A 24,667-nucleotide genomic window follows, 5' to 3' on the forward strand; every position below is an offset into this window, starting at 1 on the left:
TTACCGTACCGCGATCAGACAACCACTTCGACGCACTCACCGGGCGGATTACCTGATACCCGTTCGGTCTCAAGAGCGTTCTGAAGGATGACCACCGCGGCCGCCTGGTCGATCACCGAGCGGCCCTTCTTCGCGTTCCTCCCCGAGGCCCGCAGCCCCTGGGCGGCGGTGACCGTGGTCATCCGCTCGTCCACCAGGCGGACCGTCACCGGCTTGATGCCCTTGGCGAGTTCGTTGGCGAAGGCGCGCACCTTGGCCGCGGCCGGCCCCTCCCGCCCGCTGAGCGAGCGGGGCAGGCCGACCACGACTTCAAGGGGTTCGTACTCCTCGACGAGCTGCCGCAGCCGCCGGTGGGCGAAGGGGATGTCCCGGCCCGGAACGGTTTCCACCGGAGTGGCGAGCACCCCGTCGGGGTCGCACGAGGCGACCCCGATCCGGGCGTCCCCGACGTCGATGGCGAGACGGCGGCCACGGCGCAGCGTCATGGTCAGACCGTCTCGACGACGAGGCGCTCGACCGCGGCGATGGCGTCCGGGACGGCGGCCGGGTTCTGGCCTCCGCCCTGGGCCACGTCCGGCTTGCCGCCACCGCCGCCGCCGAGGGTCTTGGCGGCGGTGCGGACCAGGTCACCGGCCTTGAGACCGCGCTCGCGGGCGGCCTCGTTGGTGGCGATGACGGTCAGCGGGCGGTCGTTCGCCGTGGTGAAGAGGGCCACGACGGCCGGGCGGTCGCCCTGGATGCGGCCGCGGACGTCGAGGACCAGCTTGCGCAGGTCGTCGGCACCGGTGCCGTCCGGGACGGTGCCGACGACGAGGGCGACGCCGCGGATGTCCTGGGCGCCCGCGGCGAGACCGGCGGCGGCCTGGAGGACCTTCTCCGCACGGAACTTCTCGATCTCCTTCTCGGCGTCCTTCAGCTTGCCGAGCATGGAGGCGATCTTCTCCGGCAGCTCCTCCGGACGGCCCTTGACCAGCTCCTGGAGCTGGGCGACGACCGTGTGCTCCTTGGCGAGGAAGTTGTACGCGTCCACACCGACGAGGGCCTCGACGCGGCGCACGCCGGAGCCGATGGAGGACTCGCCGAGCAGCTTCACCAGACCCAGCTGGGCGGTGTTGCCGACGTGCGTACCGCCGCACAGCTCCTTGGAGAAGTCGCCGATGGTCACGACGCGCACGCGCTCGCCGTACTTCTCGCCGAACTCGGCGATGGCGCCCTGCTTCTTCGCCTCGTCGATGCTCATGATCTCGGCGGTGACGTCGAGCTCCCGCGAGAGCACGTCGTTGATCTTCTGCTCGACGTCGGTGAGGACCGTGCCGGGGACGGCGTTCGGCGAGCCGAAGTCGAAGCGGAAGCGGCCGGGCGAGTTCTCGGAACCGGCCTGGGCGGCCGTGGGGCCGAGGGCGTCGCGCAGCGCCTGGTGGGTCAGGTGCGTGGCCGAGTGGGCGCGGGCGATGGCCCGTCGGCGGTTCACGTCGATGGCGGCGTACGCGGAGGCGCCCACCGTCACCTCGCCCACCTGGACGGAGCCCTTGTGCACGGAGACGCCGGGGACCGGCTGCTGCACGTCGCGGACGACGATGACGGCGCCGGAGTCGAGCTTGATGCGGCCCTGGTCGGCGAGCTGGCCGCCGCCCTCGGCGTAGAAGGGGGTGCGGTCGAGGACGACCTCGACCTCGTCGCCCTCGGAGGCGGCGGGCGCGGAGACTCCGTTGACCAGCAGGCCGACGATCGTGGACTCGCCCTGGGTGGTGGCGTAACCGGTGAACTCGGTGGCGCCGGAGCCGTCGGCGATCTCCCGGTAGGCGGACATGTCCGCGTGGCCGGTCTTCTTGGCCTTGGCGTCGGCCTTGGCCCGGTCGCGCTGCTCCTGCATCAGGCGGCGGAAGCCGGGCTCGTCCACGGAGAGGCCCTGCTCGGCGGCCATCTCCAGGGTGAGGTCGATCGGGAAGCCCCAGGTGTCGTGGAGCAGGAACGCCTTGTCGCCGGAGAGGACCGTGCCGCCGGCGGCCTTGGTCTCGCTCACGGCGGTGTCGAGGATGTTGGTGCCGCCCTTGACTGCCTTCAGGAAGGCGGCCTCTTCGGCGAGCGCGACGGTCTCGATGCGCTTGCGGTCGGTGACCAGCTCCGGGTACTGCTGCCCCATCGTGTTGATCACGACGTCGACCAGCTCCTGGACGACGGGGCCGGTGGCGCCCATGAGGCGCATGTTGCGGATGGCGCGGCGCATGATGCGGCGCAGCACGTATCCGCGGCCCTCGTTGCCGGGGGTGACGCCGTCGCCGATGAGCATGACGGAGGTGCGGATGTGGTCGGCGACCACGCGCATCGAGACGTCGGTGTTCTGGGCGGCGCCGTACTGCACGCCGGTCAGCTCGGTGGCCTTGTCCATGACCACGCGCAGGGTGTCGGTCTCGTACATGTTCTGTACGCCCTGCAGGATCATCGCGAGGCGCTCGAGGCCGAGACCGGTGTCGATGTTCTTCGAGGGCAGGTCGCCGAGGATCGGGAAGTCTTCCTTCCCGTCGCCGGCGCCGCGCTCGTACTGCATGAAGACGAGGTTCCAGATCTCCACGTAGCGCTCGTCGTTGACGGCCGGGCCGCCCTCGACGCCGAACTCGGGGCCGCGGTCGTAGTTGATCTCGGAGCAGGGGCCGCAGGGACCCGGGACGCCCATGGACCAGAAGTTGTCCTTCTTGCCCAGGCGCTGGATGCGCTCGGCGGGCACGCCGATCTTCTCGCGCCAGATCGTCTCGGCCTCGTCGTCGTCGAGGTAGACGGTGATCCAGAGCTTCTCCGGCTCCAGGCCGTAGCCGCCGTCCGCCACGGAGCTGGTGAGCAGCTCCCAGGCGTACTTGATGGCGCCTTCCTTGAAGTAGTCGCCGAAGGAGAAGTTGCCGCACATCTGGAAGAACGTGCCGTGGCGTGTGGTCTTGCCGACCTCTTCGATGTCCGGCGTACGGACGCACTTCTGCACGCTGGTGGCCCGGGGGGCCGGCGGCTTGGTCTCACCGAGGAAGTACGGCTTGAACGGGACCATGCCCGCGTTGACCAGCAGCAGAGTCGGGTCGTCCGCGATGAGCGACGCCGAAGGGACAACGGCGTGACCGCGCTCCTCGAAGAAGCTCAGCCAGCGGCGGCGGATTTCAGCCGACTCCATCAGTGGTCCTCATTCCGGTTGTACGAAAACTTCAGGGGGGTGGTCTTGTCGTTCTGGATGGCCCGCAGCCGCCGCGGCCCCGGAAGGGCGGTGACGTTGTCGGGCCGGTCGGGATCCTGGTGCAACCCCAGTGCGTCGTTCAGCTCGTCCTCGCGCTGGGACATTCCCGCCTTGACGTCGAGGGCGAAGTCCTTGAGGCGGTGGCCCGCCTCCACGGCCTTGTCGGCGGCCTGGGCGGCGAGGCTCTCCGGTGTCAGCTTCTTGAGCTGGCGGTTGACCTTGGTGGTGGCCCACACGCCGGCGGCTGCGCCGGCGGTGAACCAGAAGGCTCGGCGGAACATCGGAGGTTTCAGCCCTTCTGCTTCCGGCGCCGGGCCGCCGGCACCGTACGACCGACGATCACAGTACGACGGGACGTCTTCTGCGGCGCGGCTTCCGTGGATTTGCCCAGTGCCTTGCGGACTCCGTAGCCGAAGGCCGCGACCTTGACCAGTGGTCCGCCGAAGGTGGAGGCCACGGTGGAGGAGAGCGCGGAGGCGTTCGAGGTGACTTCCTGGACGTCGCTCGCGATCGCGTCGACCCGGTCGAGCTGGGTGCGCGCGGAGCGGACGGTGGTGGAGGCGTCCGCGAGCAGCGGGACGGCCTGCTCGGTCACGTCGGCCACCAGTTTGGTGGTCGCCTTGAGCACCTGGGCCAGCCTCACCAGCACCACGGCGAGGAAGGAGACCAGGATGGCCCAGAAGACGGCCACGAGGATGCCGGCCACCTCTCCACCGGACACGTTGCACCGCTCTCTGCAGGTCTCTGCATGTTGATCACCAGACAGGTCTTTCTCCGACCTTATCGCGCCGGAGATCCGCCGCCGTACCGGAATTCCGGGTCCGCGGGAAACAGGAAGCCCGCCGGCTCCCCCAGAGGGGAACCGGCGGGCTGACCAGCCTGTGAGGCTACGGCCGCTGGATCAGCGGGCGTAGTACTCGACGACGAGCTGCTCGTCGCAGATGACCGGGATTTCCTTGCGGTTCGGGTCGCGGTCCAGGCGGAAGGCCAGGGCCTTCAGGTTGACCTGCAGGTAGCGCGGGGTCTCGCCCTCGCCTGCGTAGCCACCCTCACGGGCAACCTGGAACGGAACCTTCTCGCGGCTGCGCTCGCGCACGGTGATGACGTCGTCCGGACGGACGCGGAAGGACGGCTTGTCGACCTTCGCACCGTTGACCTCGATGTGGCCGTGAACGACCATCTGGCGGGCCTGGTAGATGGTGCGGGCGATGCCCGAACGCAGGACCAGGGCGTCGAGGCGACGCTCGAGCTCGACGACCAGCGCCTCGCCCGTCTTGCCTTCGGCCTTCTTGGCGCGGTCGTACGCGCGGGCCATCTGACGCTCAGAGATGTCGTACTGAGCGCGCAGACGCTGCTTCTCGAGCAGACGGACCTTGTAGTCCGAGTTCTGCTTGCGGCCACGGCCGTGCTCGCCCGGCGGGTAGGGGCGGGCCTCAAAGTACTTGACGGCCTTCGGGGTCAGCGCAATGCCGAGGGCACGCGACTTCTTGACCTTGGGTCGCTTCTGGTTCACGGGGAACCTACCTCCATGTAAGTTAGGTGAGGCTTACCTTATCGAGGAGGACGTAATGTCTCGACCACATGGGATCCCCCTGCCCAGTGCGCAGCGCAGTCCGGATTCAGACGAAACAGAATCCGCTTGCGCCGACGATAAGCAAGGTCAGCCGCGTCCCAGGGAAGGCGTTCGGCAGCTCACCGGAGCCGAACGCGTACGAACCCTCGTAGAGTCCAACGCCTCAGTATCCCTCATGCTGCCGGGTGCTTTCGACCAGGTGCGGTCGCCTGACCAGGCAGAGTTCGGAACAGGGGTGCCGGCCGCGCGGACCGTCACCCCGGACGGGGACGTGATTCTCCTGATGCCAGGGGAATCCGCGGCTGCCAGGGCAGCCGCATACGCCCAGGACGACGACCTCACCGCCGTGATCGAGATCACGGATGTGGCGCCGGTGTCCGTGCCCCATCGTATCCGAGGCCGTGCGTGGCTCGCCGGGTGGCTGACCCGGGTGCGCGGGGACGACCGCGCGGCCTGCGCCGCACTGCTGGCGCAGCGCCGGCCGGTGGGCGAGCTCCTCGGGCTGCACGGCCGTCCGTCCTTCGTGATGCTGCGCCTGGAGGTCGGCGAGATCTCGGTGGACGACCTGTGGGGCGCCGAGCACGTGGACCCGGAGGAGCTCGCCGCGGCGGAGCCCGACCCGATGGTGGACCACGAGACGGAGCTCCTCCAGCACCTGGCCGCCGCGCACCGCGACCGGATCGCGGACCTGTGCGCGCTGCTGGGCCCGCGGGAGCGCGCCGGCACGACCGCCGTCCCCCTGGCCCTGGACCGCCTGGGCCTGCGGGTCCGCTTCACGGGCGGGGAGTCCTCCTTCGACGCCCGCTTCGACTTCCCCGCCCCGGTGCGCGACGTCTGCGAGCTGCGCCGGGCGATGCACACGCTGTTCGCGGCGGCGGGCGGTTAGGCCCTGGGGGATGTCTTGGGGCAGGTCGCGAGCATGCCGGCGAGCGCGGTCTTCTCCGGCGGGGTCACGGACAGTCCGTACTTGGCCTTGATCCCGACGTAGCGGCGGGCGTACTCGCAGTGGTACGCCGCGCGCGGCGGCCGCCACTTGTCGGCCGTCCTGCTGCCCTTGTCCTGGTTGGTCTGCTTGTCCACGGCGAGCAGGACGTCCAGGTCGTTCGCGTACGCGAGCCTGCGCTGCGGCGTCCAGGCGTACGCACCGCCCCGCCAGGCGGCGCCGAGCGCGACGACGTGGTCGGTCTGGATCTGCGAGGCCTTGCGGTAGGAGTAAGGGAGGGTCTTGCCGGTGTACGGATCGTGCAGGACACCGGAGACCACCACGCAGGGGTTGCGGTCGCCCTCGCGCAGTTCGCCCAGGTCGCGGCGTAGGACGTCGTCCCGGGTGTCGCAGCCGTTGCGGCCGCCGACGGCGTCGGTGTCGTCGGACCAGTACCGGCCGAAGTTCTCCCTCTTGTACGTCTGCCAGTTCTTGCCCCACCCGACGGTGAGCCGGGCCAGCTGCTCCCCGGCGGTGGCCGCGTCCGGCGGGAACGCGGGGCCGGCGAGCGGCACCCGCGCCACGAGCCGGGCGGCGCTGGCCCGGGCCGCCCCGCCACCGCCGGGGTGGCACCCGCTGAGCAGCAGCGCCGCCATGACGGCCGGCAACGAAGCCCTGGCTCCCATGTGCGGAGCCTAAGGTCGCGGCGGATCCCCCGCACGCCGTGACCGCCGCGCGGTCCTCACGCGCCGGACGGGCCGGAACCGCCGCCCCGCAGCCGCTCCCGGACCTTCTCCACCACGTCCGCGTACCGTGCCTCGGCGCCGTAGCGGGTCGGTTCGTAGTACCGCTTCCCGTGCACCTCGTCCGGGGCGTACTGCTGGGCGGCGATCGCGCCCGGGACGTCGTGCGGGTACACGTACCCCACCGCGTGGCCCAGCTTGGCCGCGCCCTTGTAGTGCCCGTCCCGCAGATGGGTCGGGACCGGGCCCGCCAGGCCCGCCCTGACGTCCGCCAGGGCCGCGCCGATCGCGGTCGTCGCCGTGTTCGACTTGGGGGCCAGTGCCAGGGCGATCGTCGCGTGCGAGAGCGTGAGGGCCGCCTCCGGGAAGCCGATCATCGCCACCGCCTGCGCCGCCGCCACCGCGAGCGGCAGCGCCGTCGGGTCCGCCAGGCCGATGTCCTCGCTCGCCGAGATCATGAGCCGCCGGGCGATGAACCGCGGGTCCTCCCCGGCCTCGATCATCCGCGCCAGGTAGTGCAGGGCGGCGTCCACGTCCGAACCGCGGATCGACTTGATCAGCGCGCTCGCCACGTCGTAGTGCTGGTCGCCGTCCCGGTCGTACTTCACCGCCGCCCGGTCGACGGCCTCCTCCACCGTCAGGAGGCTGATCTCGGACTCGCCCTTGGCGATCGCCGACCCGGCGCCGGCCTCCAGGGCCGTCAGCGCCCGCCGGGCGTCGCCGCCCGCGATCCGCAGCAGGTGCGCCTCCGCGTCCGCCGGCAGGGTCACCGCCCCGCCCAGCCCCCGCTCCTCCGTCAGCGCGCGCCGCATCAGCGCGCTGAGGTCCTCGTCCGTCAGCGGCTCCAGCGTGAGCAGGAGCGAGCGCGACAGCAGCGGGGAGATGATCGAGAAGTACGGGTTCTCCGTGGTCGCGGCGATCAGCGTCACCCAGCGGTTCTCGACGGCCGGGAGCAGCGAGTCCTGCTGGGCCTTGCTGAAGCGGTGGATCTCGTCGAGGAAGAGGACCGTGTCCTTGCCGTACCCGCCGGCCGCCCGCTTGGCGCCCTCGATGACGGCGCGCACTTCCTTCACGCCCGCCGTGATGGCCGACAGCTCCACGAACCGCTTCTGCGTCGCCTGGCTCACCACGTACGCGAGCGTGGTCTTGCCGATGCCCGGAGGACCCCACAGGATCACCGACGAGGCTCCGGCCGGGCCGCCCGCCCCGTCCCCGACCAGCCGCCGCAGCGGTGATCCGGGCTTCAGCAGGTGCTGCTGGCCGACGACCTCGTCCAGGGTGCGCGGGCGCATCCGGACGGCGAGCGGGGAGCTCGCCGGGTCCTTCTCCCGGCGGTCTTCGGCAGCGGCGGTGAACAGGTCTGGTTCCACACGGGAAGCCTAAGCGAGCGCACTGACAGCCCGCCGACGGCGGGCCGCGCCGTCGCGTGCCCCGGGCCGCCTCAGGAGGTCCAGAAGTCCCACCAGCGCGTGAGGATCAGCATGCCGATGATCCCGACGTGCAGCACCGGCAGCACCCAGGTGAACTCGTCGAGGAAGGCGCGCAGCCAGCCCGGGGCGGGCAGCAGCCCCTCGCGCACGTTGAACGCGGTGACGTACCAGAACATGAAGATCGTGGCGACCCAGGCCAGGCAGCACCACAGGCACAGCGAGTTGATGTTGTACAGCGACTGGTACATGAGCCAGGTGCAGAACCCGACGCCGAACAGCATGCCCGCGTTGAGGGTCAGCCAGTACCAGGGCCGGAACCGGGCCCCGGCCAGCACGCTCATGCCGACGCAGACGACGATGCCGTACGCGACCAGGCCCAGCATCGGGTTGGGGAAGCCGAAGACGGCCGCCTGGTCGCTCTTCATGATGTTGCCGCAGGAGACGATCGGGTTCAGGCTGCAGCCCGGCGTGAAGTTCGGGTCCTCGAGCAGCTTGAACTTGTCGATCGTGATCACCCAGGCCGCGAGCAGTCCCAGGGCGCCCGTGATCACCAGCAGCAGGGCCAGTGCCCGGCCGGCGCCGACCGTCCGGGGGGCGGTGTCCGCGTCCGTACCTCGTGTCGTCATACCGCCCGCTCCACATCTGCAAGGTCAACAAGCACCGGCCATTGTGCCGTACGGAGCTGTGTGTCCACCGTTCGGTGGACATAAGGACGTACGCACGGGGGGACCGGCGGCCCGAGTTCCGCCACACCATGTGAGGCATGACACGAAACGCGGTGGAAGTACGGGGGCTTCGCAAGCAGTACGGCGAGGTCACCGCGGTGGACGGACTCGATCTGACGATCCGGCAGGGCGAGGTCTTCGGCCTCCTCGGGCCCAACGGTGCCGGCAAGAGCACGACGGTGGAGATCCTGCAGGGCCACCGGGAGCGGGACGGGGGCGAGGTCGGCGTGCTCGGCGCGGACCCGGCCACGGCCGGGCGGGCCTGGCGCTCGCGCGTCGGGATCGTCTGGCAGGACGAGTCGGCGCCCGCGGAACTGACGGTACGTGAGACGGTCGAGCACTTCGCCCGCTACTACCCGGCCCCGCGGGACCCGGCCGAGGTCATCGCCCTGGTGGGCCTGGAGCAGAAGCGCGACCAGCGCGTGAAGGGGCTCTCGGGCGGGCAGCGGCGCCGCCTCGACGTGGCGCTCGGCGTCATCGGCGATCCCGAGCTGCTGCTCCTCGACGAGCCGACGACCGGCTTCGACCCGGCGGCCCGCCGCCAGTTCTGGGACCTGATCCGGCTGCTCGCCGGCGAGGGCACCACCATCGTGCTCACCACGCACTACCTGGAGGAGGCCGAGGCGCTCGCCGACCGGCTGGCGGTGATCGCGCGCGGCAAGGTGGTCGCCGAGGGCGAACCGGCCGAGCTGCGCTCGCGCTTCGGCACCGGCGCCACGGTCGAGTGGACCGAGGCGGACGGCACCCCGCGGAGCCTCGCCACCGAGACCCCCACCCGTACGGTCGCCGAGCTCATGGCCCGCTTCGACGGTGAGATCCCGGGGCTGAAGATCGGCCGGCCCACCCTGGAGGACGTGTACCTGCGCCTCACGGGCCAGCTCGTACCCACGACCGCGCAGCAGCCGGAGGACGCCCGATGAGCACCACCGCCACGACCGCGACGACGGGCGGTCGGGCCGCCGCGGCCGCGAGGGCGCTGCCCGGCGCCTGGACCCTGGGCCTGAGCCGCGGGGCCCTGGAGATCAAGCAGTTCGTCCGCCAGCGCGACGCGATGATCTTCACCTTCGCCTTCCCGATCGTCTTCCTCGCCCTCTTCGCCTCGATCTTCAGCGACAGCGTGGAGAACACGGGGGTCACCGCCTCCCAGCTCTACGCGGCCGGGATGGTCGCCGCGGGCATCATGTCCACCAGCTTCCAGTCCCTCGGCATCTCGATCGCCGTCGAACGGGACGAGAAGGTGCTGCGCCGGCTGCGCGGGACCCCGATGCCGCCGGCCGCGTACTTCCTCGGCAAGGTCTGGATGGTGCTCGCCACCGGACTCGCCGAGACCGCGATCCTGCTGCTCGTCGGCTCCACCCTGTTCGACCTCGACCTGCCGTCCTCGGCGACGAAGTGGCTGACCTTCGGCTGGATCTTCGCCCTCGGCCTGACCGGCTGCGCCCTGCTCGGCATCGCCATCAGCAGCCTGCCCAAGTCCGGCAAGAGCGCGAGCTCGGTGGTCGTCCTGCCCTTCCTGATCCTCCAGTTCATCTCCGGCGTGTTCATCCCGGTCAACGCGATCCCGGACTGGCTGCTGAACATCGGCGCGCTGTTCCCGCTGAAGTGGATGTGCCAGGGTCTGCGCGGGGTGTTCCTGCCCGAGTCCGCGGCCGTCCTGGAGCAGGCGGGCAGCTGGGAGTACGGAAAGGTCGCCCTGGTCCTGGGGGCCTGGGTCGTCGGAGGATTGGTGCTGTGTCTGCTGACCTTCAAGTGGAAGAACCGCCGCGACGGCTGAACGGCTTCACCGGAACGGCCGGGGCGCGCGAATCCCACGTCTGGGACCGCGCGTTCGGGCCGTGGGACCTCTACTTCGGCGTCGTGTGGGCCGCGACCGTCGCCTTCGTCCTGGGCGCGGACTTCCCCGCGCTGTCGTACCGGCTCCCGGCCGCCGCCCTGCTCACGCTGCTGATCCCCTGGTACGCGTGGGCCGGCCGGCCCCTGCTGCTGAAGGATCCGGGCGCCGAACCCGCGCTCTCCCTGCGCTACCTGGGCGGGCTGACGGCCCTGTTCCTGCCCGCCGCCTTCCTGGTCGGCGAGACCCGGCTGATCACCTTCGCGCTGGCCCCGCACTGCTTCATGCTGCTGCCGCTGCGCCGGGCGATCGGGGCGATGGCGGTGCTGTCGCTGCTGCCGGTGGCCGGCTGGGCGCTGCTGTGGCGGCCGGAGGGCCACATCGTGTTCATCAACGCGGTCGGCTCGTTCGTCACCCTCGCCTTCTCCTCCTTCTTCGGCGCCTGGATCCTCCGGATCATCGGGCAGAGCCAGGAGCGGGCCTCGCTGATCGCCGAACTCGACGCCAGCCGGGAGGAGGTGGCCCGGCTCTCCGCCGCCCAGGGCGCCCACGCCGAAAGGGAACGCATGTCCCGCGAGATCCACGACACCCTCGCCCAGGGCTTCACCAGCCTGCTGATGCTGGTCCAGGCCGTGCAGTCGGAGCTGGACACCGACCCGGCGCAGGCCCACCGGCACCTGGACCTGATGGCCGCCACGGCGCGGCAGAACCTGGCCGAGGCCCGGGCCCTGGTCGCGGGCGGCGCACCGGCCGACCTGGACGCCGGCTCCCTGCCGGACGCCGTGCGCCGCCTCGCGGCCCGGCAGGACCCGCCGGCGGACGTGTCGGTGACCGGGGCGGTGCGGCCGCTGGCCGCGGCGCTGGAGGTGGTGGCGCTGCGGGCCTGCCAGGAGTCGCTGTCGAACGCGGCGAAGCACGCGGGGGCGGGGGCGCGCTGTTTCGTGTCCCTGGCCTACGGTGACGACGGGCTGACCGTCGCGGTCCGGGACACCGGCCGCGGCTTCGACCCGGCGGCCCCGGTGCCGGGGTACGGCCTGCGGGGGCTGCGCGCCCGCGCGGCGGAGGTCGGCGGCGGTGCGGCGGTCGAGGCCGCGCCGGGGTCCGGCACGACGGTCACCGTCACCCTCCCGACGACCACTCCCCCGATCTCCCCGACGCTCTGAGGAGCCACAGAACATGATCCGCATCCTGCTGGCCGACGACCATCCGGTGGTACGGGAGGGCCTGCGCGGCATGCTGAGCGCGGAGCCGGACCTGGAGGTCGTCGGGGAGGCGGCGAACGGCCCGCAGGCGGAGGCGCTGGCCGCGGAGCTGGTCCCCGGCGGCCTGGACCTGATCCTCATGGACCTGCGGATGCCGGGCGGGGACGGTGTCGAGTCGATCGCCCGGATCAGCGCTGCCGGGCTGCCGGTCCGGGTGGTGGTGCTGACGACGTACGAGAACGACCGGGACATCCTGCGGGCGGTCGAGGCGGGGGCGGCGGGCTACCTGCTGAAGGACATGGCGCGCGCCGACCTGGCCGACGCCGTCCGCGCGGCCGTACGCGGCGAGACGGTCCTGGCCCCGTCGGTGGCGGGCCGCCTGGTGGACCGCCTGCGCACCCGCCCCGAGCGGCCCCGCCTCTCCGAGCGGGAGGTGGCGGTCCTGCGCCTGGTCGCGGAGGGCGCGACGAACGCGGAGATCGGCCGCCGCCTGTTCGTCGCGGAATCCACCGTCAAGACGCACCTGTTGCGCGTCTTCGGCAAGCTGGAGGTCACGGACCGCACGGCTGCGGTGACCACAGCCATGCGGTACGACCTGCTCTGAGGGCCCGGGTCAGGCCAGCTTGGTCTGCAGGAGGCCGACGACCTCCGCCACGGCGACCGGGGACTGCTCCCCGGACTCCATGTCCTTCAGCTGGACGACGCCCTCGGCGAGGTCGCGGTCGCCCGCGACGATCGCGAAGCGGGCGCCGGAGCGGTTCGCGTCCTTCATCGCGCCCTTGAGGCCCTTGCCCCCGTACGAGATGTCCGCCGCGACTCCGGCCTTGCGGAGCTCCGTGACCAGCCCGAACAGCACCGGCTTCGCCTCGCCCAGCGCCACCGCGAACACCGACGTCGCCGGCGGGATGTCCAGTTCGACGCCCTCGGCTTCGAGCGCCAGCACCGTACGGTCCACGCCCAGCGCCCAGCCCACCGAGGGCAGCGCCGGTCCGCCGATCATCTCGGACAGGCCGTCGTAGCGGCCGCCGCCGCCCACGGCGGACTGCGAGCCCAGACCGTCGTGGACGAACTCGAACGTGGTCCGCGTGTAGTAGTCCAGCCCGCGCACCAGCTTCTCGTCGTCCTCGAAGGCGACCCCGGCCGCCGTGATCAGCGCCCGGACCTCCTCGTGGTACGCCTTGCACGCGTCGCACAGGTAGTCCCGCAGCATGGGCGCGCCGACGAGCTGCTTCTGCACCTCGGGCCGCTTGTCGTCGAGGACGCGCAGCGGGTTGATCTCGGCCCGGCGGACGGTCTCCTCGTCCAGGTCCAGCCCGCGCAGGAAGGCCTGGAGCGCCTCCCGGTACACCGGGCGGCACTCCTTGTCGCCCAGCGAGTTCAGCAGGATCCGGAAGTTGCGCAGGCCCAGCGTGCGGTACGCCTGGTCGGCCAGGATGATCAGCTCGGCGTCCAGCGCCGGGTCCTCGGCGCCGATCGCCTCGGCGCCGACCTGCGAGAAGTGGCGGTAGCGGCCCTTCTGCGGGCGCTCGTAGCGGTAGTACGAGCCCGAGTACCAGAGCTTCACCGGCAGGCCGCCGGCCTTGTGCAGGTTCGCCTCCAGCGCCGCGCGCAGCACGGAGGCGGTGCCCTCGGGGCGCAGCGCGAGGTTGGCCCCGCCCTTCGTCGTGAGGGTGTACATCTCCTTGGTCACGATGTCGGTGGACTCGCCGACACCGCGCGCGAACAGGTCGACGTCCTCGAAGCCCGGCGTCTCGACGTACCCGTAGCCGGACAGCCGCAGGGGCCCGGAGATGGCGTCGCGGACGGCCAGGTACTTCGCCGAGTACGGCGGGATCAGGTCGTACGTGCCCTTGGGGGCCTTGAAGGTGCTCACGAAACTCTCGTCACATTCCTCGTCGTGGAGACGTGAAGCCGTCTCCCAGGCCGGCGGCCACCTGCCGCAGGTACGGGTTGGTGGCGCGCTCACGGCCAATGGTCGTGTACTCGTTGTGACCGGGCAGCACCACGGTCGAGTCGTCGAGCGGCAGGCACACGCGGGCCAGCGACTCGAGCATGTCGGCGTGGCTGCCGCCCGGGAAGTCGGTACGTCCGATGGAGCCGGCGAAGAGCAGGTCGCCCGAGAACAGCAGCGGGGGGATGTCCCCCGCCTCGGGCATCCCGAAGGTCACCGACCCCCTGGTATGCCCGGGCGCGTGCGAGACGGTGAGCTCCATGCCCGCCAGCGCCAGCTTGGCGCCGTCGGTGAGCTCCTTCACGTCGGAGGGCTCCCCCACCGTGAGCTCGCCCATCAGCTGCGCTCCGAGGGAGCGGCCCAGTGCCTTCTCCGGGTCGCTCATCATGAAGCGGTCCTCGGGGTGGATCCAGGCCGGTACGTCGTGTGCCCCGCACACCGGGACCACCGAGGCCACATGATCGATGTGGCCGTGGGTGAGGACGACCGCGACGGGCTTGAGCCGATGCTTCTTCAGCGTCTCCTCGACACCCTGGGTGGCCTGGTGGCCCGGGTCGATGATGACGCACTCCTCACCGGCGGCGGGGGCGACCACGTAACAGTTGGTCCCCCAGGCCCCGGCGGGGAACCCGGCAATCAGCACGTTCGTCCTCAATCGTCGTCCGGCGGGAGATTCGGCAGCGGCCGAGTTCGGAATGCCGCTGCTCAGAGCCTACCGGCGCCGCTCGTTCCACAGCGAACCCATATACGGTACGGCCTAACCGAGCCCGGACAGCGGTGCCATACACGTACAAGGAGACGACCCGGTGGTCACGAGCGATCAGCGGCGGCGACAGCTCGCCAGGGAGAAGTACGAGCGCCAGCAGAAGCGCCGGGCCGAGGCCCGCCGCAAGGGGCGGCAGCGGGCGGCGGTGATCGGCGCGGCGGTGGCCGTGGTGGTCGCGACGCTGGTGGGACTCGTCGTGGGCGGTGTCTTCGACAAGGACAAGAAGGACAGCGCGGCGGATCCGGCGGCGAACCCGTCGGCCTCGCCGTCGGCGAAGCAGTCGCCCGCCCCGGCGATGGCGATCGACAAGAACGCGAAGTACACGTTCGACCTGAAGACCACCGCCGGTGAGATCAAGTTCGAGATGGACGCGGCGAAGACGCCGGAGACCGTCAACTCGTTCAAGGCGCTCGCCGACAAGGGCTTCTTCGACAACACCAAGTGCCACCGCCTGACCACCTCCGGGATCTTCGTGCTGCAGTGCGGCGACCCCGAGGGCACCGGCATGGGCGGCCCCGGCTACACGATCGCGGACGAGAACCTCGACTCGCTGGGCAAGCCGAACGAGCAGGGCCAGGTGATCTACCCGGCGGGCACGGTGGCGATGGCCAATACCGGCCAGCCGCACAGCGGCGGCAGCCAGTTCTTCCTCGTCTACAGGGACAGCCCGCTGGCTCCGTCGTACACGCCGTTCGGCAAGATCGACGCGGCTGGTCTGAAGGCGCTGGAGGAGGTGGCCAAGGCCGGTACGGCCGACGGCGGCCAGGACGGGGCCCCGAAGACCCCGGTGACCATCCAGAAGGGCGCCGTCACCCGGAACTGACCGGGCTCCGGCGGCCCCGTGCCCGGCCGGCGTCCGGCCCCCGCGGCGATATTCCGTCGTGCGGGATGCGGACAGCCGGCCCGGCGGTCGCCTATGTTTGCGTTGTGCAGGGCGGGCGCTGCCCGCCCCAGGAAACTGTGGACGATGCCCAGGGGGTGAACCCCTCGCAGGCATCAGGTGGAGGAGGCGCTGTGAGCAGCGACCCGTGGGGCCGCGTCGACGAGACGGGCACCGTGTACGTGCGTACTGCCGAGGGCGAGAAGGTCGTCGGCTCCTGGCAGGCGGGCACCCCCGAGGAGGCCCTGGCCTACTTCGAGCGCAAGTACGAGGGCCTGGTGGTCGAGATCGGCCTCCTCGAACGGCGGGTGCGGACCACCGATCTGTCCGCCAAGGACGCGCAGACGGCCATCGACCACCTGCGCACGCAGGTGGAGGAGCACCACGCCGTGGGCGACCTCGACGCCCTGCGCGTCCGGCTGGACAAGCTGGTCGCGACCGTGGACTCGCGGCGCGAGGAGCGCAAGGTCCAGAAGGCCAAGCAGACGGACGAGGCCCGTGCGGCCAAGGACGCGCTGGTGGCCGAGGCCGAGCAGCTGGCGCAGAGCGACCAGTGGCGCAGTGCGGGCGAGCGGCTGCGGGCCCTGGTGGACACCTGGAAGGGTCTGCCGCGCCTGGACCGCAAGTCGGACGACGAGCTGTGGCACCGCTTCTCGCACGCCCGTTCCGCCTTCTCCAAGCGCCGCAAGGCGCACTTCGCCTCGCTCGACGCGCAGCGCGAGGACGCCCGCAAGGTCAAGGAGAAGCTGGTCGCGGAGGCCGAGTCGCTGTCGAAGTCGACCGACTGGGGTCCGACGGCCGCCCGCTACCGCGAGCTGATGGCGGACTGGAAGGCGGCGGGCCGGGCGCAGCGCGAGTCCGAGGACGATCTGTGGAACCGTTTCCGCGGTGCGCAGGACGTGTTCTTCGCGGCCCGCGGCGAGGTGTTCGCGGAGCGCGACGCCGAGCAGGTGGAGAACCTGAAGCTGAAGGAGGAGCTGGCCGACGAGGCCGAGAAGCTCGTCCCGATCACGGACCTCAAGGCGGCCCGCGCCGCGTTCCGCACCCTCAACGAGCGCTGGGAGGGCATCGGCCACGTGCCGCGCGACGCCCGGCCGAAGGTCGAGGGCCGGATGCACGCGGTGGAGCGGGCGATCCAGGAGGCCGAGGAGGGCGAGTGGCGTCGTACGAACCCGGAGGCGCGGGCCCGTGCGGCCGGTCTGACGGGGCAGCTCCAGGCGGCGGTCGACAAGCTGCGTGAGCAGATCGACGCGGCCCGCGCCACGGGCAACAACGCGAAGGCCGACAAGCTCTCGCGCGAGCTGGAGGGCCGCCAGGCCCTGCTGGACCAGGCCCTGAAGGGCCTGGAGGAGTTCGGCGGCTAGTCGCCGCCCGTACGCGGCCACCGCCCCGTACGTCCACGAGGGCCCCGGTACGCGATCGCGTACCGGGGCCCTCGTACGTGAGCCTGGCGCCGGGCTACGGCCGGCGGGCCGAGGTGACGCGGTAGACGTCGTAGACGCCCTCGACACCCCGTACGGCCTTCAGGACGTGGCCCAGGTGCTTGGGGTCGCCCATCTCGAAGGTGAAGCGGGAGGTGGCCACACGGTCGCGCGAGGTCTGGACGGCCGCCGAGAGGATGTTCACGTGCTGGTCCGACAGGACCCGGGTGACGTCGGACAGCAGCCGGGACCGGTCCAGCGCCTCGACCTGGATGGCGACCAGGAAGACCGAGGACTGGGTGGGGGCCCATTCGACTTCCAGCATCCGCTCGGGCTCCTGGGAGAGGGAGTCCACGTTGACGCAGTCGGCCCGGTGAACCGATACGCCGCTGCCGCGCGTGACGAAGCCGACGATCGGGTCGCCGGGGACCGGGGTGCAGCAGCGGGCCAGCTTGACCCACACGTCGTCGACGCCCTTGACGACCACGCCCGGGTCGGCGTTCTTGCGGCGCGTGCCCCGGGTCCGGGAGGGCGGGACGCTCTCCTCGATGTCCTCGTTGGCCGCTTCCTCGCCGCCGAGGGCCTGCACCAGCTTCTGCACGACGCCCTGCGCGGCCACGTGGCCCTCGCCGATCGCCGCGTACAGGGAGGAGATGTCGGGGTAGCGCATCTCGTGCGCGAGGGTGACGAGGGAGTCGCCGGTGAGGATGCGCTGGATCGGCAGGTTCTGCTTGCGCATGGCCCGCGCGATGGCGTCCTTGCCGTGCTCGATGGCCTCCTCGCGGCGCTCCTTGGAGAACCAGGCGCGGATCTTGTTGCGGGCCCGCGGGGACTTGACGAAGCCCAGCCAGTCTCGCGAGGGTCCCGCGCCCTCGGCCTTGGAGGTGAAGACCTCGACGAGGTCGCCGTTGTCCAGGGTCGATTCGAGCGGGACGAGGCGGCCGTTGACGCGGGCGCCTATGGTCCGGTGGCCGACCTCGGTGTGGACGGCGTACGCGAAGTCCACCGGGGTGGCTCCGGCGGGCAGCGCGATGACGTCGCCCTTGGGCGTGAAGACGAAGACCTCGTTGCGGGAGAGGTCGAAGCGCAGCGAGTCGAGGAACTCGCCCGGGTCCTCGGTCTCCTTCTGCCAGTCCAGCAGCTGGCGCAGCCAGGCCATGTCGTTGACCGTGTCCTGGCCGGCGCTGCCCTTGGCGGCCTGCGGGACGTCGGTGCGGACCTTGGAGGTGCCGGCGACGGTCTGCTGCTTGTACTTCCAGTGCGCGGCGATGCCGTACTCGGCGCGGCGGTGCATGTCGAAGGTGCGGATCTGCAGTTCGACGGGCTTGCCGCTGGGCCCGATGACCGTCGTGTGGAGCGACTGGTACATGTTGAACTTGGGCATCGCGATGTAGTCCTTGAACCGGCCGGGGACCGGGTTCCAGCGCGCGTGCACCGTGCCGAGGGCCGCGTAGCAGTCCCGGACGGTGTCGACGAGGACGCGGATGCCCACCAGGTCGTAGATCTCCGCGAAGTCACGGCCGCGGACGATCATCTTCTGGTAGACGCTGTAGTAGTGCTTGGGGCGGCCGGTGACGGTGGCCTTGATGCGGGCGGCGCGGAGGTCGGTCTGGACCTCGTCGGTGACGACGGTGAGGTACTCGTCGCGCTTGGGCGCGCGCTCGGCGACGAGGCGGACGATCTCGTCGTACATCTTCGGGTAGAGGATCGCGAAGGAGAGGTCCTCGAGCTCCCACTTGATCGTGTTCATGCCCAGCCGGTGCGCCAGCGGGGCGTAGATCTCGAGGGTCTCGCGGGCCTTCTTCTCCTGCTTCTCCCGCTTGAGGTAGCGCATGGTGCGCATGTTGTGCAGGCGGTCGGCGAGCTTGATGACCAGGACGCGGGGGTCCTTGGCCATGGCGACGACCATCTTGCGTACGGTCTCGGCCTGCGCGGCCTCGCCGAACTTGACCCGGTCGAGCTTGGTGACGCCGTCCACGAGCAGGGCCACGGCGTCGCCGAAGTCGCGGCGCAGGTCCTCCAGCCCGTACTCGGTGTCCTCGACGGTGTCGTGCAGCAGACCGGCCATCAGGGTGGCCGGGTCCATGCCGAGCTCGGCGAGGATGGTGGTCACGGCGAGCGGGTGGGTGATGTACGGGTCGCCGCTCTTGCGCTTCTGACCGCGGTGCCAGCGCTCGGCGACCTGGTACGCCTGCTCGATCTGGCGCAGCGTGGCCGTCTCGATCTTCGGGTCGTTGCTGCGGACTATACGGAGCAGGGGTTCCAGTACCGGGTTGTACGGGTTGGAACGCTGGACGCCGAGGCGGGCGAGCCGGGCGCGCACGCGGTTGGAGGAACCGGCCGACTTCGCGGGCGCGGGCTTCGCGGGCGCGGGCTTCACGGGCGGGGCCGGCGGGGGCGTGGCGGCGGGCGTCGCGGCCCGCTCGGCCTGCGGGTCGGGCTGCGCGGCGGAGAGTGGCTGGACCTCGTCTGGCAAGAGCGCTCCTCTGGGGGTCCCCCCGGACGAAGTGCGGGGGAGGATCCGGTGCCCGTGTCCGGTCCGGACAACCCATGGTAGCGAGGGTTGGGCCCCCTCGTTCCGCGAGCCCCTCCCCGCCCGGGGCCCGGGGCCGGCCATCGCGGCGGCGCGCGCACGAAAGCGGCGGGCACCCGGGGGAACCGGATGCCCGCCGCTTCGGCAGGGCTGGGGTCAGACGACGATCAGGGCGTCCAGCGGGGCGCCCGCGAGGGCGCCGCCCAGTCGTTCGCGGCCCGGCAGGAACGACAGCTCCATCAGGACCGCCACCCCGGCGACCTCGGCCCCGGCCCGCCGGATCAGCGAGAGCGAGGCTTCGGCCGTGCCGCCGGTGGCCAGGACGTCGTCGATGACCATGACCCGGTCACCGGCGGACAGGTCCTCGGCGTGGACCTCGATCTCCGCCGTCCCGTACTCCAACTCGTACGACTGCGCGAGCGTCGCACCGGGCAGCTTCCCGGCCTTGCGCACCGGCACGAAGCCGATGCCCGCCTGGACCGCCACCGGCGCCGCGAGGATGAATCCGCGCGCCTCCAGCCCGACGATCTTCGTCGCGCCGTACTGCCCGGCCAGCTCCACCAGCGCGTCCGTCAGGGCCGCGAAGGCCTTCGGGTCGGCCAGCAGCGGGGTGATGTCCTTGAACATCACGCCCGGCTTCGGGTAGTCCGCCACGTCCTTGATCCGGCCGAGCAGCAGCTCCCGCGCCTCGGGGGACAGCGCGCTCACCGGCGCCGCCCGGACCGGCCCTGGGCCACGACCTGCGGGGCGTCGGTGTCCTCGAAGCCCTCGTCCTCCGGGGACTCGCCCTTGGCCGCCGCGGCCGCCCGCTTGGCGAGCACCCGCTTCTTCAGCGCCTTCATCGCCGGCTCGCGCTCCTTGAGGTCCACGACCAGCGGGGTCGCGATGAAGATCGAGGAGTACGCACCGGCCGCGAGGCCGACGAACAGCGACAGCGAGATGTCGTTCAGCATGCCGGCGTCCAGGAGGCCGCCGCCGATGAAGAGCAGCGCCCCGACCGGGAGCAGCGCCACGACGGTGGTGTTGATCGAGCGGACCAGGGTGCCGTTGATGCTGCGGTTGGCGATCTCGCTGAACGTGTAGCGGGTCTGCTTGGTGATGTCCTTCGAGCCCTCCTTCAGACCGTCGAAGACGACGACGGTGTCGTAGAGGGAGTAACCGAGGATCGTCAGCAGACCGATCACGGTGCCCGGCGTGACCTCGAAGCCGACCAGCGCGTACACGCCGACGGTGATGGTGAGGTCGTGGATCAGGGCGATCAGCGCGGCGACGGCCATCCGCCACTCGAAGGCGATGGCGAGGTAGATCACCACGAGGACCATGAAGATCCCGAGGCCGGTCCACGCCTTGTTCGCGATCTGGTCACCCCAGCTGGGGCCGACCAGGTCCGCGTTGATGTCGGCCTCGGGCACCTTGAGGTCGGCCGCGAGCTTGGTCTTGACGACGTTGGCCTGCGCGGGGTCCAGGCTGGAGATCTGGATGCGCAGGGTGCCGTTGCCGAGCTTCTGGACGATCGCCTGGTGGCCGGAGGCCTTCTCGGCGTCGTCGGTGGCCTGGGTCACCGACACCGCGGTCTTCGGGGTGGTGAAGACGGCACCGCCCTTGAACTCGATGCCCATGTTGAGGCCCTGAACGGCCAGGGCCACGATCGCCGTGATGGTGATCAGGATGGAAACGCCGTACCAGACGAAACGCTTGCCGACGAAGTCGTAGCCGACCTCACCGCGGTACAGCTTGGCGCCGAGATCTCCCAGCTTCGACATCTCTCACGCCTCCTTTACGTCGACGGGAGCGGTGACGGAACCGGAACCGGTGCCGGAGCCGGTGCGGCGGGACCGGCGCAGCGGCGGCTTGGCGCCGAGCCGCTTCGGGTCCAGGCCGGACCAGGGGTGGCCGCTGGAGAAGAACTTCGTACGGGCGAACAGGGTCATGATCGGCTTGGTGAAGAGGAACACCACGACCACGTCGAGCACGGTGGTCAGACCCAGGGTGAAGGCGAAGCCCTGCACCTTTCCGACGGTGACGATGAACAGCACCGCGGCGGCCAGGAACGACACGAAGTCGGAGACCAGGATGGTGCGCCGGGCGCGCGGCCAGGCCCGCTCCACGGCGGGACGCAGGGTGCGGCCCTCGCGGATCTCGTCGCGGATGCGTTCGAAGTAGACGATGAACGAGTCCGCCGTGATGCCGATCGCGACGATCGCACCGCAGACGGCGGGCAGGTTCAGCGCGAAGCCGATGCCCTTTCCGAGCAGCGCCATGATCGTGTAGGTGAGGATCGCGGACACCAGGAGGCTGACGATGGCGATGAAGGCCAGGCCCCGGTAGTACACGAGCAGGTAGATCACCACGAGGATGAGGCCGATGGCACCGGCGATGAGGCCGGCCTTCAGCTGCTCGCCGCCGAGCGCCGCGGTGACGGTGGTGACGCTGTCCTCCTGGAAGGTCAGCGGCAGGGCGCCGTACGAGAGCATGTTGCCCAGGTCCATGGCGGACTGCTGGGTGAAGCCGCCGGAGATCTCGGCGTTGCCGCCGGTCAGCGCCTGGCTGACGGACGGGTCGGAGACGACCTCGCCGTCGAGCACGATCGCGAACTGGTTCTGCGGCATCTGCTTGGTGGCGAGCTCACCGGTGATCTTGGCGAACTTGTCCGCGCCCTTGTCGGTGAACTGCATGGTGACGATCCACTGCCCCGTCTGGGGGTTGATCTGTCCCTTGGCGTCCTTCACGTCCGTACCGGACACACCGACCGGGCCGAGGATCCACTTGCCCCAGGCGTCGCCGCGCTTGCCACAGGCAACGGTCGCGTCCTCGGGCTTGACGCCCTTGCCGGCCGCGGCGCGCTGCGCCTCGTTGGTGCAGTCGAGCGCCGCGAACTTCGCCTGGAGGTCGGCGGCGGCCGCCTCGACGCCCGTCGGGGCCGGGGTGGGGGCCGGAGCCTTGTCGTCTGCCTTCTTCGACTCGCTCGCCGAGGGCGAGGGAGAGGCGGTGGCGGCCGGGGCCTTGAGGGCCTCGCTGAGCACACGGCCCTGGGAAGTGGCGCTGGACGACGGGGTGGCCGGGGTGCCGGGCTTGCCGCTGCTCTCGGCCTTCGGGGCACCGGAGCCGCTCGCGGACGGGCTCGGCGTGGCGTCGGGAGCCGCGGGGGCGCCGTCGGCGAAGGCCAGGACCGGGCGGAAGTACAGCTGGGCGGTGGTACCGACCTGCTCGCGGGCCTGCTTCTCGTTCGTCCCCTTGGGGATGTTCACGATGATGTGGTCGCGGCCCTGCGTCTGGACCTCGGCCTCCGACACGCCGAGACCGTTGACGCGGCGCTCGATGATGCCGACCGCCGTGTTCATGTTGGTCTCGTTGATCGCGTCCGGCTTGCCGGGCTCGCTCTTGGCCTTGAGCGTGATGCTCGTACCGCCCGCGAGGTCGATGCCGAGGCGGGGAGTCGTCTGCTTCGTGAGGAACATCCCCGCGGTGAGCGCCACCATCGCGATCAGGATGATCGCCAGGGCGCGCCCCGGCCTCCCCTGAGCCCCCGTGGGCCGCCGGCCCTTCTTCGGTGCTGCCACCTTGTCGTATCTCCCTGTCCAACCGCCCCGCGCCGGGTCAGCGCGCGGACGGCCACGAAATGTGTGGTGGGGACCCCTGCCCCCCGCAGAAGTGTCACTGACGGGGACCGCGGCGGCCGCCGGTCAGGCGCCTCCCCGGTCCCCGGCCGCGCGCTACTTCGCGCCGGCCTCGCCGTCGGCCTTGCCGTCCTTGGGCTCGTCGCCCTTGGTCTCGCCGTCCTTCGGCTCGTCGGCCTTGGGCTCGTCCTTCTTGCCCAGGTCGAGCTTGGGCGCGTCGGTCCCGGCCTCGTCCGCGGGCTTGTCCGCGTCCTTGTCCAGGGTGAGCGAGGAGGCGTCGTCCGGGACGACCGGCGTGTCGATCGTCAGATCATCACTGATGCCGTGGACGATGCGGTTGTACTCCGCGTCCTCGAGGACGGCGCCGATGGAGTTCTTCGCGTAGATCGCGTGGACGCCGGGGGCCACTTCGAGGGTGACGGTGTCCTCGCCGATCTCCTTCACCGTGGCGTACATGCCGCCAATGGTGCGGACACCGGTGCCGGGCACCATGTGGTCACGCATCTGCGCGGCCGCCTGCTGCTTCTTCTTCGCGGAGCGGGTCATCAGGAACATGGCCCCGATGAGCACGATGAACGGGAGGAGTGTCACGAGATTCACGGGACGGAGATCCTTCGCACGACCGCACGGGAGACGGCCAATTTCTACGGGGGTGGGCACGCCGACCTGAAGGGTCGGCATCGGCGGAGTCTAGGCGAGTCCGCACCGATGGAACAACGCCCAGCATGGCACCGCAGTTCCTGACCGTGCGAACCTCCGCGCCGTCAGGCCCCGAACAAGCCCTGTTGTCCCCTTGATCCACTCACGTGCGGCGCCGGCGGGACAAGCCCCAGGTGAGCCCATGCGGCGGGGGTCGCGACCCGGCCGCGCGGGGTACGGGCCAGCAGGCCTTCCCGTACCAGGAACGGCTCGGCGACCTCCTCGACGGTCTCCCGTTCCTCGCCTACGGCGACGGCGAGGGTCGACAGGCCCACGGGGCCCCCGCCGAACAGCTTGAGCAGGGCTTCGAGCACGGCGCGGTCGAGGCGGTCGAGGCCGCGCGCGTCCACCTCGTACACCTGGAGGGCCGTGCCGGCCACCTCGCGGGTGATCACTCCGTCGGCCCTGACCTGCGCGTAGTCGCGGACGCGGCGCAGCAGCCGGTTGGCGATGCGCGGGGTGCCGCGGGAGCGGCCGGCGATCTCGGCGGCGCCGGCCGTGTCGATCTCCACGTCGAGGAGGCGGGCGGAGCGGTGGATGACGCGTTCCAGCTCCTCGGGTGCGTAGAACTCCATGTGCCCGGTGAAGCCGAAGCGGTCGCGCAGCGGGGGCGGGAGCAGGCCGGCCCGGGTCGTCGCCCCGACGAGGGTGAACGGCGGCAGCTCCAGCGGGATGGCGGTGGCCCCGGGCCCCTTGCCGACGATCACGTCGACGCGGAAGTCCTCCATGGCCATGTAGAGCATCTCCTCGGCGGGCCGGGACATGCGGTGGATCTCGTCGAGGAAGAGGACCTCGCCCTCCTGGAGGGAGGAGAGGATCGCGGCGAGATCGCCGGCGTGCTGGATGGCGGGGCCCGAGGTGATCCGGATGGGCGCGCCCATCTCGGCGGCGATGATCATGGAGAGGGTGGTCTTGCCGAGACCGGGCGCGCCGGAGAGCAGCACGTGATCGGCGGTGGCTCCGCGCTGGCGGGCCGCCTTCAGGACCAGGTCGAGCTGCTGGCGGACCTTCTCCTGGCCCACGAACTCGCCGAGGTCCTTGGGCCGCAGGGCGGCCTCGACGGCCGTGTCCTCCCCGTCCGCGGCCGCGGCCACGATCCGGTCGTCGCTCTCGTCATCCCAGTTCACGCTGTCAGTCTGCCTTCTCGGTCGTGCGGT

At 71.0% G+C, this 24,667-nt stretch carries 23 protein-coding genes; 7 read left to right on the top strand and 16 right to left on the bottom strand.

The genetic code is table 11. The features are described from left to right. Positions 1–14: 14 nt before the first annotated feature. The 5 genes from ruvX to rpsD form a co-directional block, all read right to left on the bottom strand. Positions 15–485, bottom strand: coding sequence for a Holliday junction resolvase RuvX (ruvX, locus tag ACFY1T_RS11900; RefSeq protein WP_030028999.1), 471 nt, complete (start codon positions 483–485; stop codon positions 15–17). A gap of 2 nt (positions 486–487) precedes the next feature. Next, positions 488–3,157, bottom strand: a complete 2,670-nt coding sequence (gene alaS / locus ACFY1T_RS11905; RefSeq protein ID WP_030859999.1) for an alanine--tRNA ligase — start codon at positions 3,155–3,157, stop codon at positions 488–490. Continuing rightward, entirely contained in the window at positions 3,157–3,498 is a 342-nt protein-coding gene (locus tag ACFY1T_RS11910) for a DUF6167 family protein (RefSeq protein WP_132761151.1), read from the bottom strand. Before ACFY1T_RS11910 ends, alaS begins: the two co-directional genes overlap by 1 nt. A gap of 8 nt (positions 3,499–3,506) precedes the next feature. Beyond that, positions 3,507–3,938 carry a DUF948 domain-containing protein gene (locus ACFY1T_RS11915; protein WP_078860196.1) on the bottom strand — a complete coding sequence of 144 codons (432 nt, stop codon included), beginning with the start codon at positions 3,936–3,938 and terminating at the stop codon, positions 3,507–3,509. A 180-nt stretch (positions 3,939–4,118) separates the two neighbouring features. Continuing rightward, the gene (gene rpsD, locus ACFY1T_RS11920) at positions 4,119–4,730 is read right to left on the bottom strand and encodes a 30S ribosomal protein S4 (RefSeq protein WP_030026606.1); all 612 of its coding nucleotides are present in this window, start codon (positions 4,728–4,730) and stop codon (positions 4,119–4,121) included. 235 nt (positions 4,731–4,965) lie between these two features. On the opposite strand from rpsD, the gene ACFY1T_RS11925 reads away from it, so the two are divergent. Continuing rightward, complete coding sequence (locus ACFY1T_RS11925; RefSeq protein ID WP_390788007.1) at positions 4,966–5,676, top strand: DUF2470 domain-containing protein; 711 nt, start codon at positions 4,966–4,968, stop codon at positions 5,674–5,676. Here the strand turns inward: ACFY1T_RS11925 and ACFY1T_RS11930 are convergent. The 3 genes from ACFY1T_RS11930 to ACFY1T_RS11940 all read right to left on the bottom strand — a co-directional run bounded on the left by ACFY1T_RS11930 (position 5,673) and on the right by ACFY1T_RS11940 (position 8,511). Then, positions 5,673–6,398, bottom strand: a complete 726-nt coding sequence (locus ACFY1T_RS11930) for an HNH endonuclease family protein (RefSeq protein ID WP_390788008.1) — start codon at positions 6,396–6,398, stop codon at positions 5,673–5,675. The two genes, ACFY1T_RS11925 and ACFY1T_RS11930, sit on opposite strands and share 4 nt — an antisense overlap. 56 nt (positions 6,399–6,454) lie before the next feature. After that, a complete protein-coding gene (locus ACFY1T_RS11935; RefSeq protein WP_390788009.1) occupies positions 6,455–7,825 on the bottom strand; it encodes a replication-associated recombination protein A in 1,371 nt (456 codons plus the stop codon). Between the two features lie 71 nt (positions 7,826–7,896). After that, the gene (locus ACFY1T_RS11940) at positions 7,897–8,511 is read right to left on the bottom strand and encodes a vitamin K epoxide reductase family protein (protein ID WP_390788010.1); all 615 of its coding nucleotides are present in this window, start codon (positions 8,509–8,511) and stop codon (positions 7,897–7,899) included. Positions 8,512–8,648: 137 nt separating this feature from the next. Between ACFY1T_RS11940 and ACFY1T_RS11945 the strand changes: the two genes are divergently transcribed. The 4 genes from ACFY1T_RS11945 to ACFY1T_RS11960 are packed head-to-tail and all read left to right on the top strand — an operon-like array spanning position 8,649 to position 12,247. Next, positions 8,649–9,530 carry an ABC transporter ATP-binding protein gene (locus ACFY1T_RS11945; protein WP_390788011.1) on the top strand — a complete coding sequence of 294 codons (882 nt, stop codon included), beginning with the start codon at positions 8,649–8,651 and terminating at the stop codon, positions 9,528–9,530. Continuing rightward, complete coding sequence (locus ACFY1T_RS11950; RefSeq protein ID WP_390788012.1) at positions 9,527–10,384, top strand: ABC transporter permease; 858 nt, start codon at positions 9,527–9,529, stop codon at positions 10,382–10,384. Before ACFY1T_RS11945 ends, ACFY1T_RS11950 begins: the two co-directional genes overlap by 4 nt. Next, positions 10,342–11,604 (top strand): sensor histidine kinase, encoded by a 1,263-nt coding sequence (locus tag ACFY1T_RS11955; RefSeq protein ID WP_390788013.1) that lies wholly within the window; start codon positions 10,342–10,344, stop codon positions 11,602–11,604. Before ACFY1T_RS11950 ends, ACFY1T_RS11955 begins: the two co-directional genes overlap by 43 nt. Before the next feature lie 13 nt (positions 11,605–11,617). After that, positions 11,618–12,247: a response regulator gene (locus ACFY1T_RS11960; protein WP_390788014.1), complete on the top strand. Its 630-nt coding sequence runs from the start codon at positions 11,618–11,620 to the stop codon at positions 12,245–12,247. Positions 12,248–12,256: 9 nt separating this feature from the next. Here ACFY1T_RS11960 and hisS read toward each other — a convergent pair whose 3' ends face one another. Together hisS and ACFY1T_RS11970 are read right to left on the bottom strand one after the other, a co-directional pair. Further along, the gene (gene hisS, locus ACFY1T_RS11965; protein WP_390788015.1) at positions 12,257–13,516 is read right to left on the bottom strand and encodes a histidine--tRNA ligase; all 1,260 of its coding nucleotides are present in this window, start codon (positions 13,514–13,516) and stop codon (positions 12,257–12,259) included. 10 nt (positions 13,517–13,526) lie between these two features. Then, entirely contained in the window at positions 13,527–14,237 is a 711-nt protein-coding gene (locus ACFY1T_RS11970) for an MBL fold metallo-hydrolase (protein WP_390788016.1), read from the bottom strand. Between the two features lie 163 nt (positions 14,238–14,400). Here ACFY1T_RS11970 and ACFY1T_RS11975 point away from each other — a divergent pair, with 163 nt between their 5' ends. Beyond that, on the top strand, positions 14,401–15,183 hold the full coding sequence (locus ACFY1T_RS11975; RefSeq protein WP_390788017.1) for a peptidylprolyl isomerase: 783 nt from the start codon (positions 14,401–14,403) through the stop codon (positions 15,181–15,183). A 191-nt stretch (positions 15,184–15,374) separates the two neighbouring features. Beyond that, positions 15,375–16,604 carry a DUF349 domain-containing protein gene (locus ACFY1T_RS11980; RefSeq protein ID WP_030860026.1) on the top strand — a complete coding sequence of 410 codons (1,230 nt, stop codon included), beginning with the start codon at positions 15,375–15,377 and terminating at the stop codon, positions 16,602–16,604. Between the two features lie 94 nt (positions 16,605–16,698). On the opposite strand, the gene ACFY1T_RS11985 is transcribed toward ACFY1T_RS11980, so the two are convergent. From ACFY1T_RS11985 to ruvB, 6 genes are all read right to left on the bottom strand, one after another. Next, positions 16,699–19,137 carry a RelA/SpoT family protein gene (locus tag ACFY1T_RS11985; RefSeq protein ID WP_390788018.1) on the bottom strand — a complete coding sequence of 813 codons (2,439 nt, stop codon included), beginning with the start codon at positions 19,135–19,137 and terminating at the stop codon, positions 16,699–16,701. A gap of 213 nt (positions 19,138–19,350) precedes the next feature. Next, complete coding sequence (locus tag ACFY1T_RS11990) at positions 19,351–19,902, bottom strand: adenine phosphoribosyltransferase (RefSeq protein WP_390788019.1); 552 nt, start codon at positions 19,900–19,902, stop codon at positions 19,351–19,353. Then, positions 19,899–20,957, bottom strand: a complete 1,059-nt coding sequence (gene secF, locus ACFY1T_RS11995) for a protein translocase subunit SecF (RefSeq protein WP_390788020.1) — start codon at positions 20,955–20,957, stop codon at positions 19,899–19,901. Before secF ends, ACFY1T_RS11990 begins: the two co-directional genes overlap by 4 nt. A 3-nt stretch (positions 20,958–20,960) precedes the next feature. Next, entirely contained in the window at positions 20,961–22,754 is a 1,794-nt protein-coding gene (secD, locus tag ACFY1T_RS12000; protein ID WP_390788021.1) for a protein translocase subunit SecD, read from the bottom strand. A 153-nt stretch (positions 22,755–22,907) separates the two neighbouring features. Then, a complete protein-coding gene (gene yajC / locus ACFY1T_RS12005) occupies positions 22,908–23,411 on the bottom strand; it encodes a preprotein translocase subunit YajC (protein WP_390788022.1) in 504 nt (167 codons plus the stop codon). 164 nt (positions 23,412–23,575) lie between these two features. Next, positions 23,576–24,637, bottom strand: coding sequence for a Holliday junction branch migration DNA helicase RuvB (gene ruvB / locus ACFY1T_RS12010; RefSeq protein ID WP_390788023.1), 1,062 nt, complete (start codon positions 24,635–24,637; stop codon positions 23,576–23,578). Positions 24,638–24,667: the final 30 nt, after the last annotated feature.

This window comes from Streptomyces sp. NPDC001194, from assembly GCF_042896985.1.
Taxonomy (GTDB): domain Bacteria; phylum Actinomycetota; class Actinomycetes; order Streptomycetales; family Streptomycetaceae; genus Streptomyces.

What these genes read in the sequence shown, in the direction of transcription:
- ACFY1T_RS11910 (WP_132761151.1), bottom strand. Translation starts at nt 3,498, where the DNA reads ATGTTCCGCCGAGCCTTCTGGTTCACCGCCGGCGCAGCCGCCGGCGTG.
- ACFY1T_RS11950 (WP_390788012.1), top strand. Translation starts at nt 9,527, where the DNA reads ATGAGCACCACCGCCACGACCGCGACGACGGGCGGTCGGGCCGCCGCG.
- ruvX (WP_030028999.1), bottom strand. Translation starts at nt 485, where the DNA reads ATGACGCTGCGCCGTGGCCGCCGTCTCGCCATCGACGTCGGGGACGCC.
- ACFY1T_RS11925 (WP_390788007.1), top strand. Translation starts at nt 4,966, where the DNA reads ATGCTGCCGGGTGCTTTCGACCAGGTGCGGTCGCCTGACCAGGCAGAG.
- ACFY1T_RS11945 (WP_390788011.1), top strand. Translation starts at nt 8,649, where the DNA reads ATGACACGAAACGCGGTGGAAGTACGGGGGCTTCGCAAGCAGTACGGC.
- secF (WP_390788020.1), bottom strand. Translation starts at nt 20,957, where the DNA reads ATGTCGAAGCTGGGAGATCTCGGCGCCAAGCTGTACCGCGGTGAGGTC.
- alaS (WP_030859999.1), bottom strand. Translation starts at nt 3,157, where the DNA reads ATGGAGTCGGCTGAAATCCGCCGCCGCTGGCTGAGCTTCTTCGAGGAG.
- ACFY1T_RS11930 (WP_390788008.1), bottom strand. Translation starts at nt 6,398, where the DNA reads ATGGGAGCCAGGGCTTCGTTGCCGGCCGTCATGGCGGCGCTGCTGCTC.
- ACFY1T_RS11960 (WP_390788014.1), top strand. Translation starts at nt 11,618, where the DNA reads ATGATCCGCATCCTGCTGGCCGACGACCATCCGGTGGTACGGGAGGGC.
- ACFY1T_RS11940 (WP_390788010.1), bottom strand. Translation starts at nt 8,511, where the DNA reads ATGACGACACGAGGTACGGACGCGGACACCGCCCCCCGGACGGTCGGC.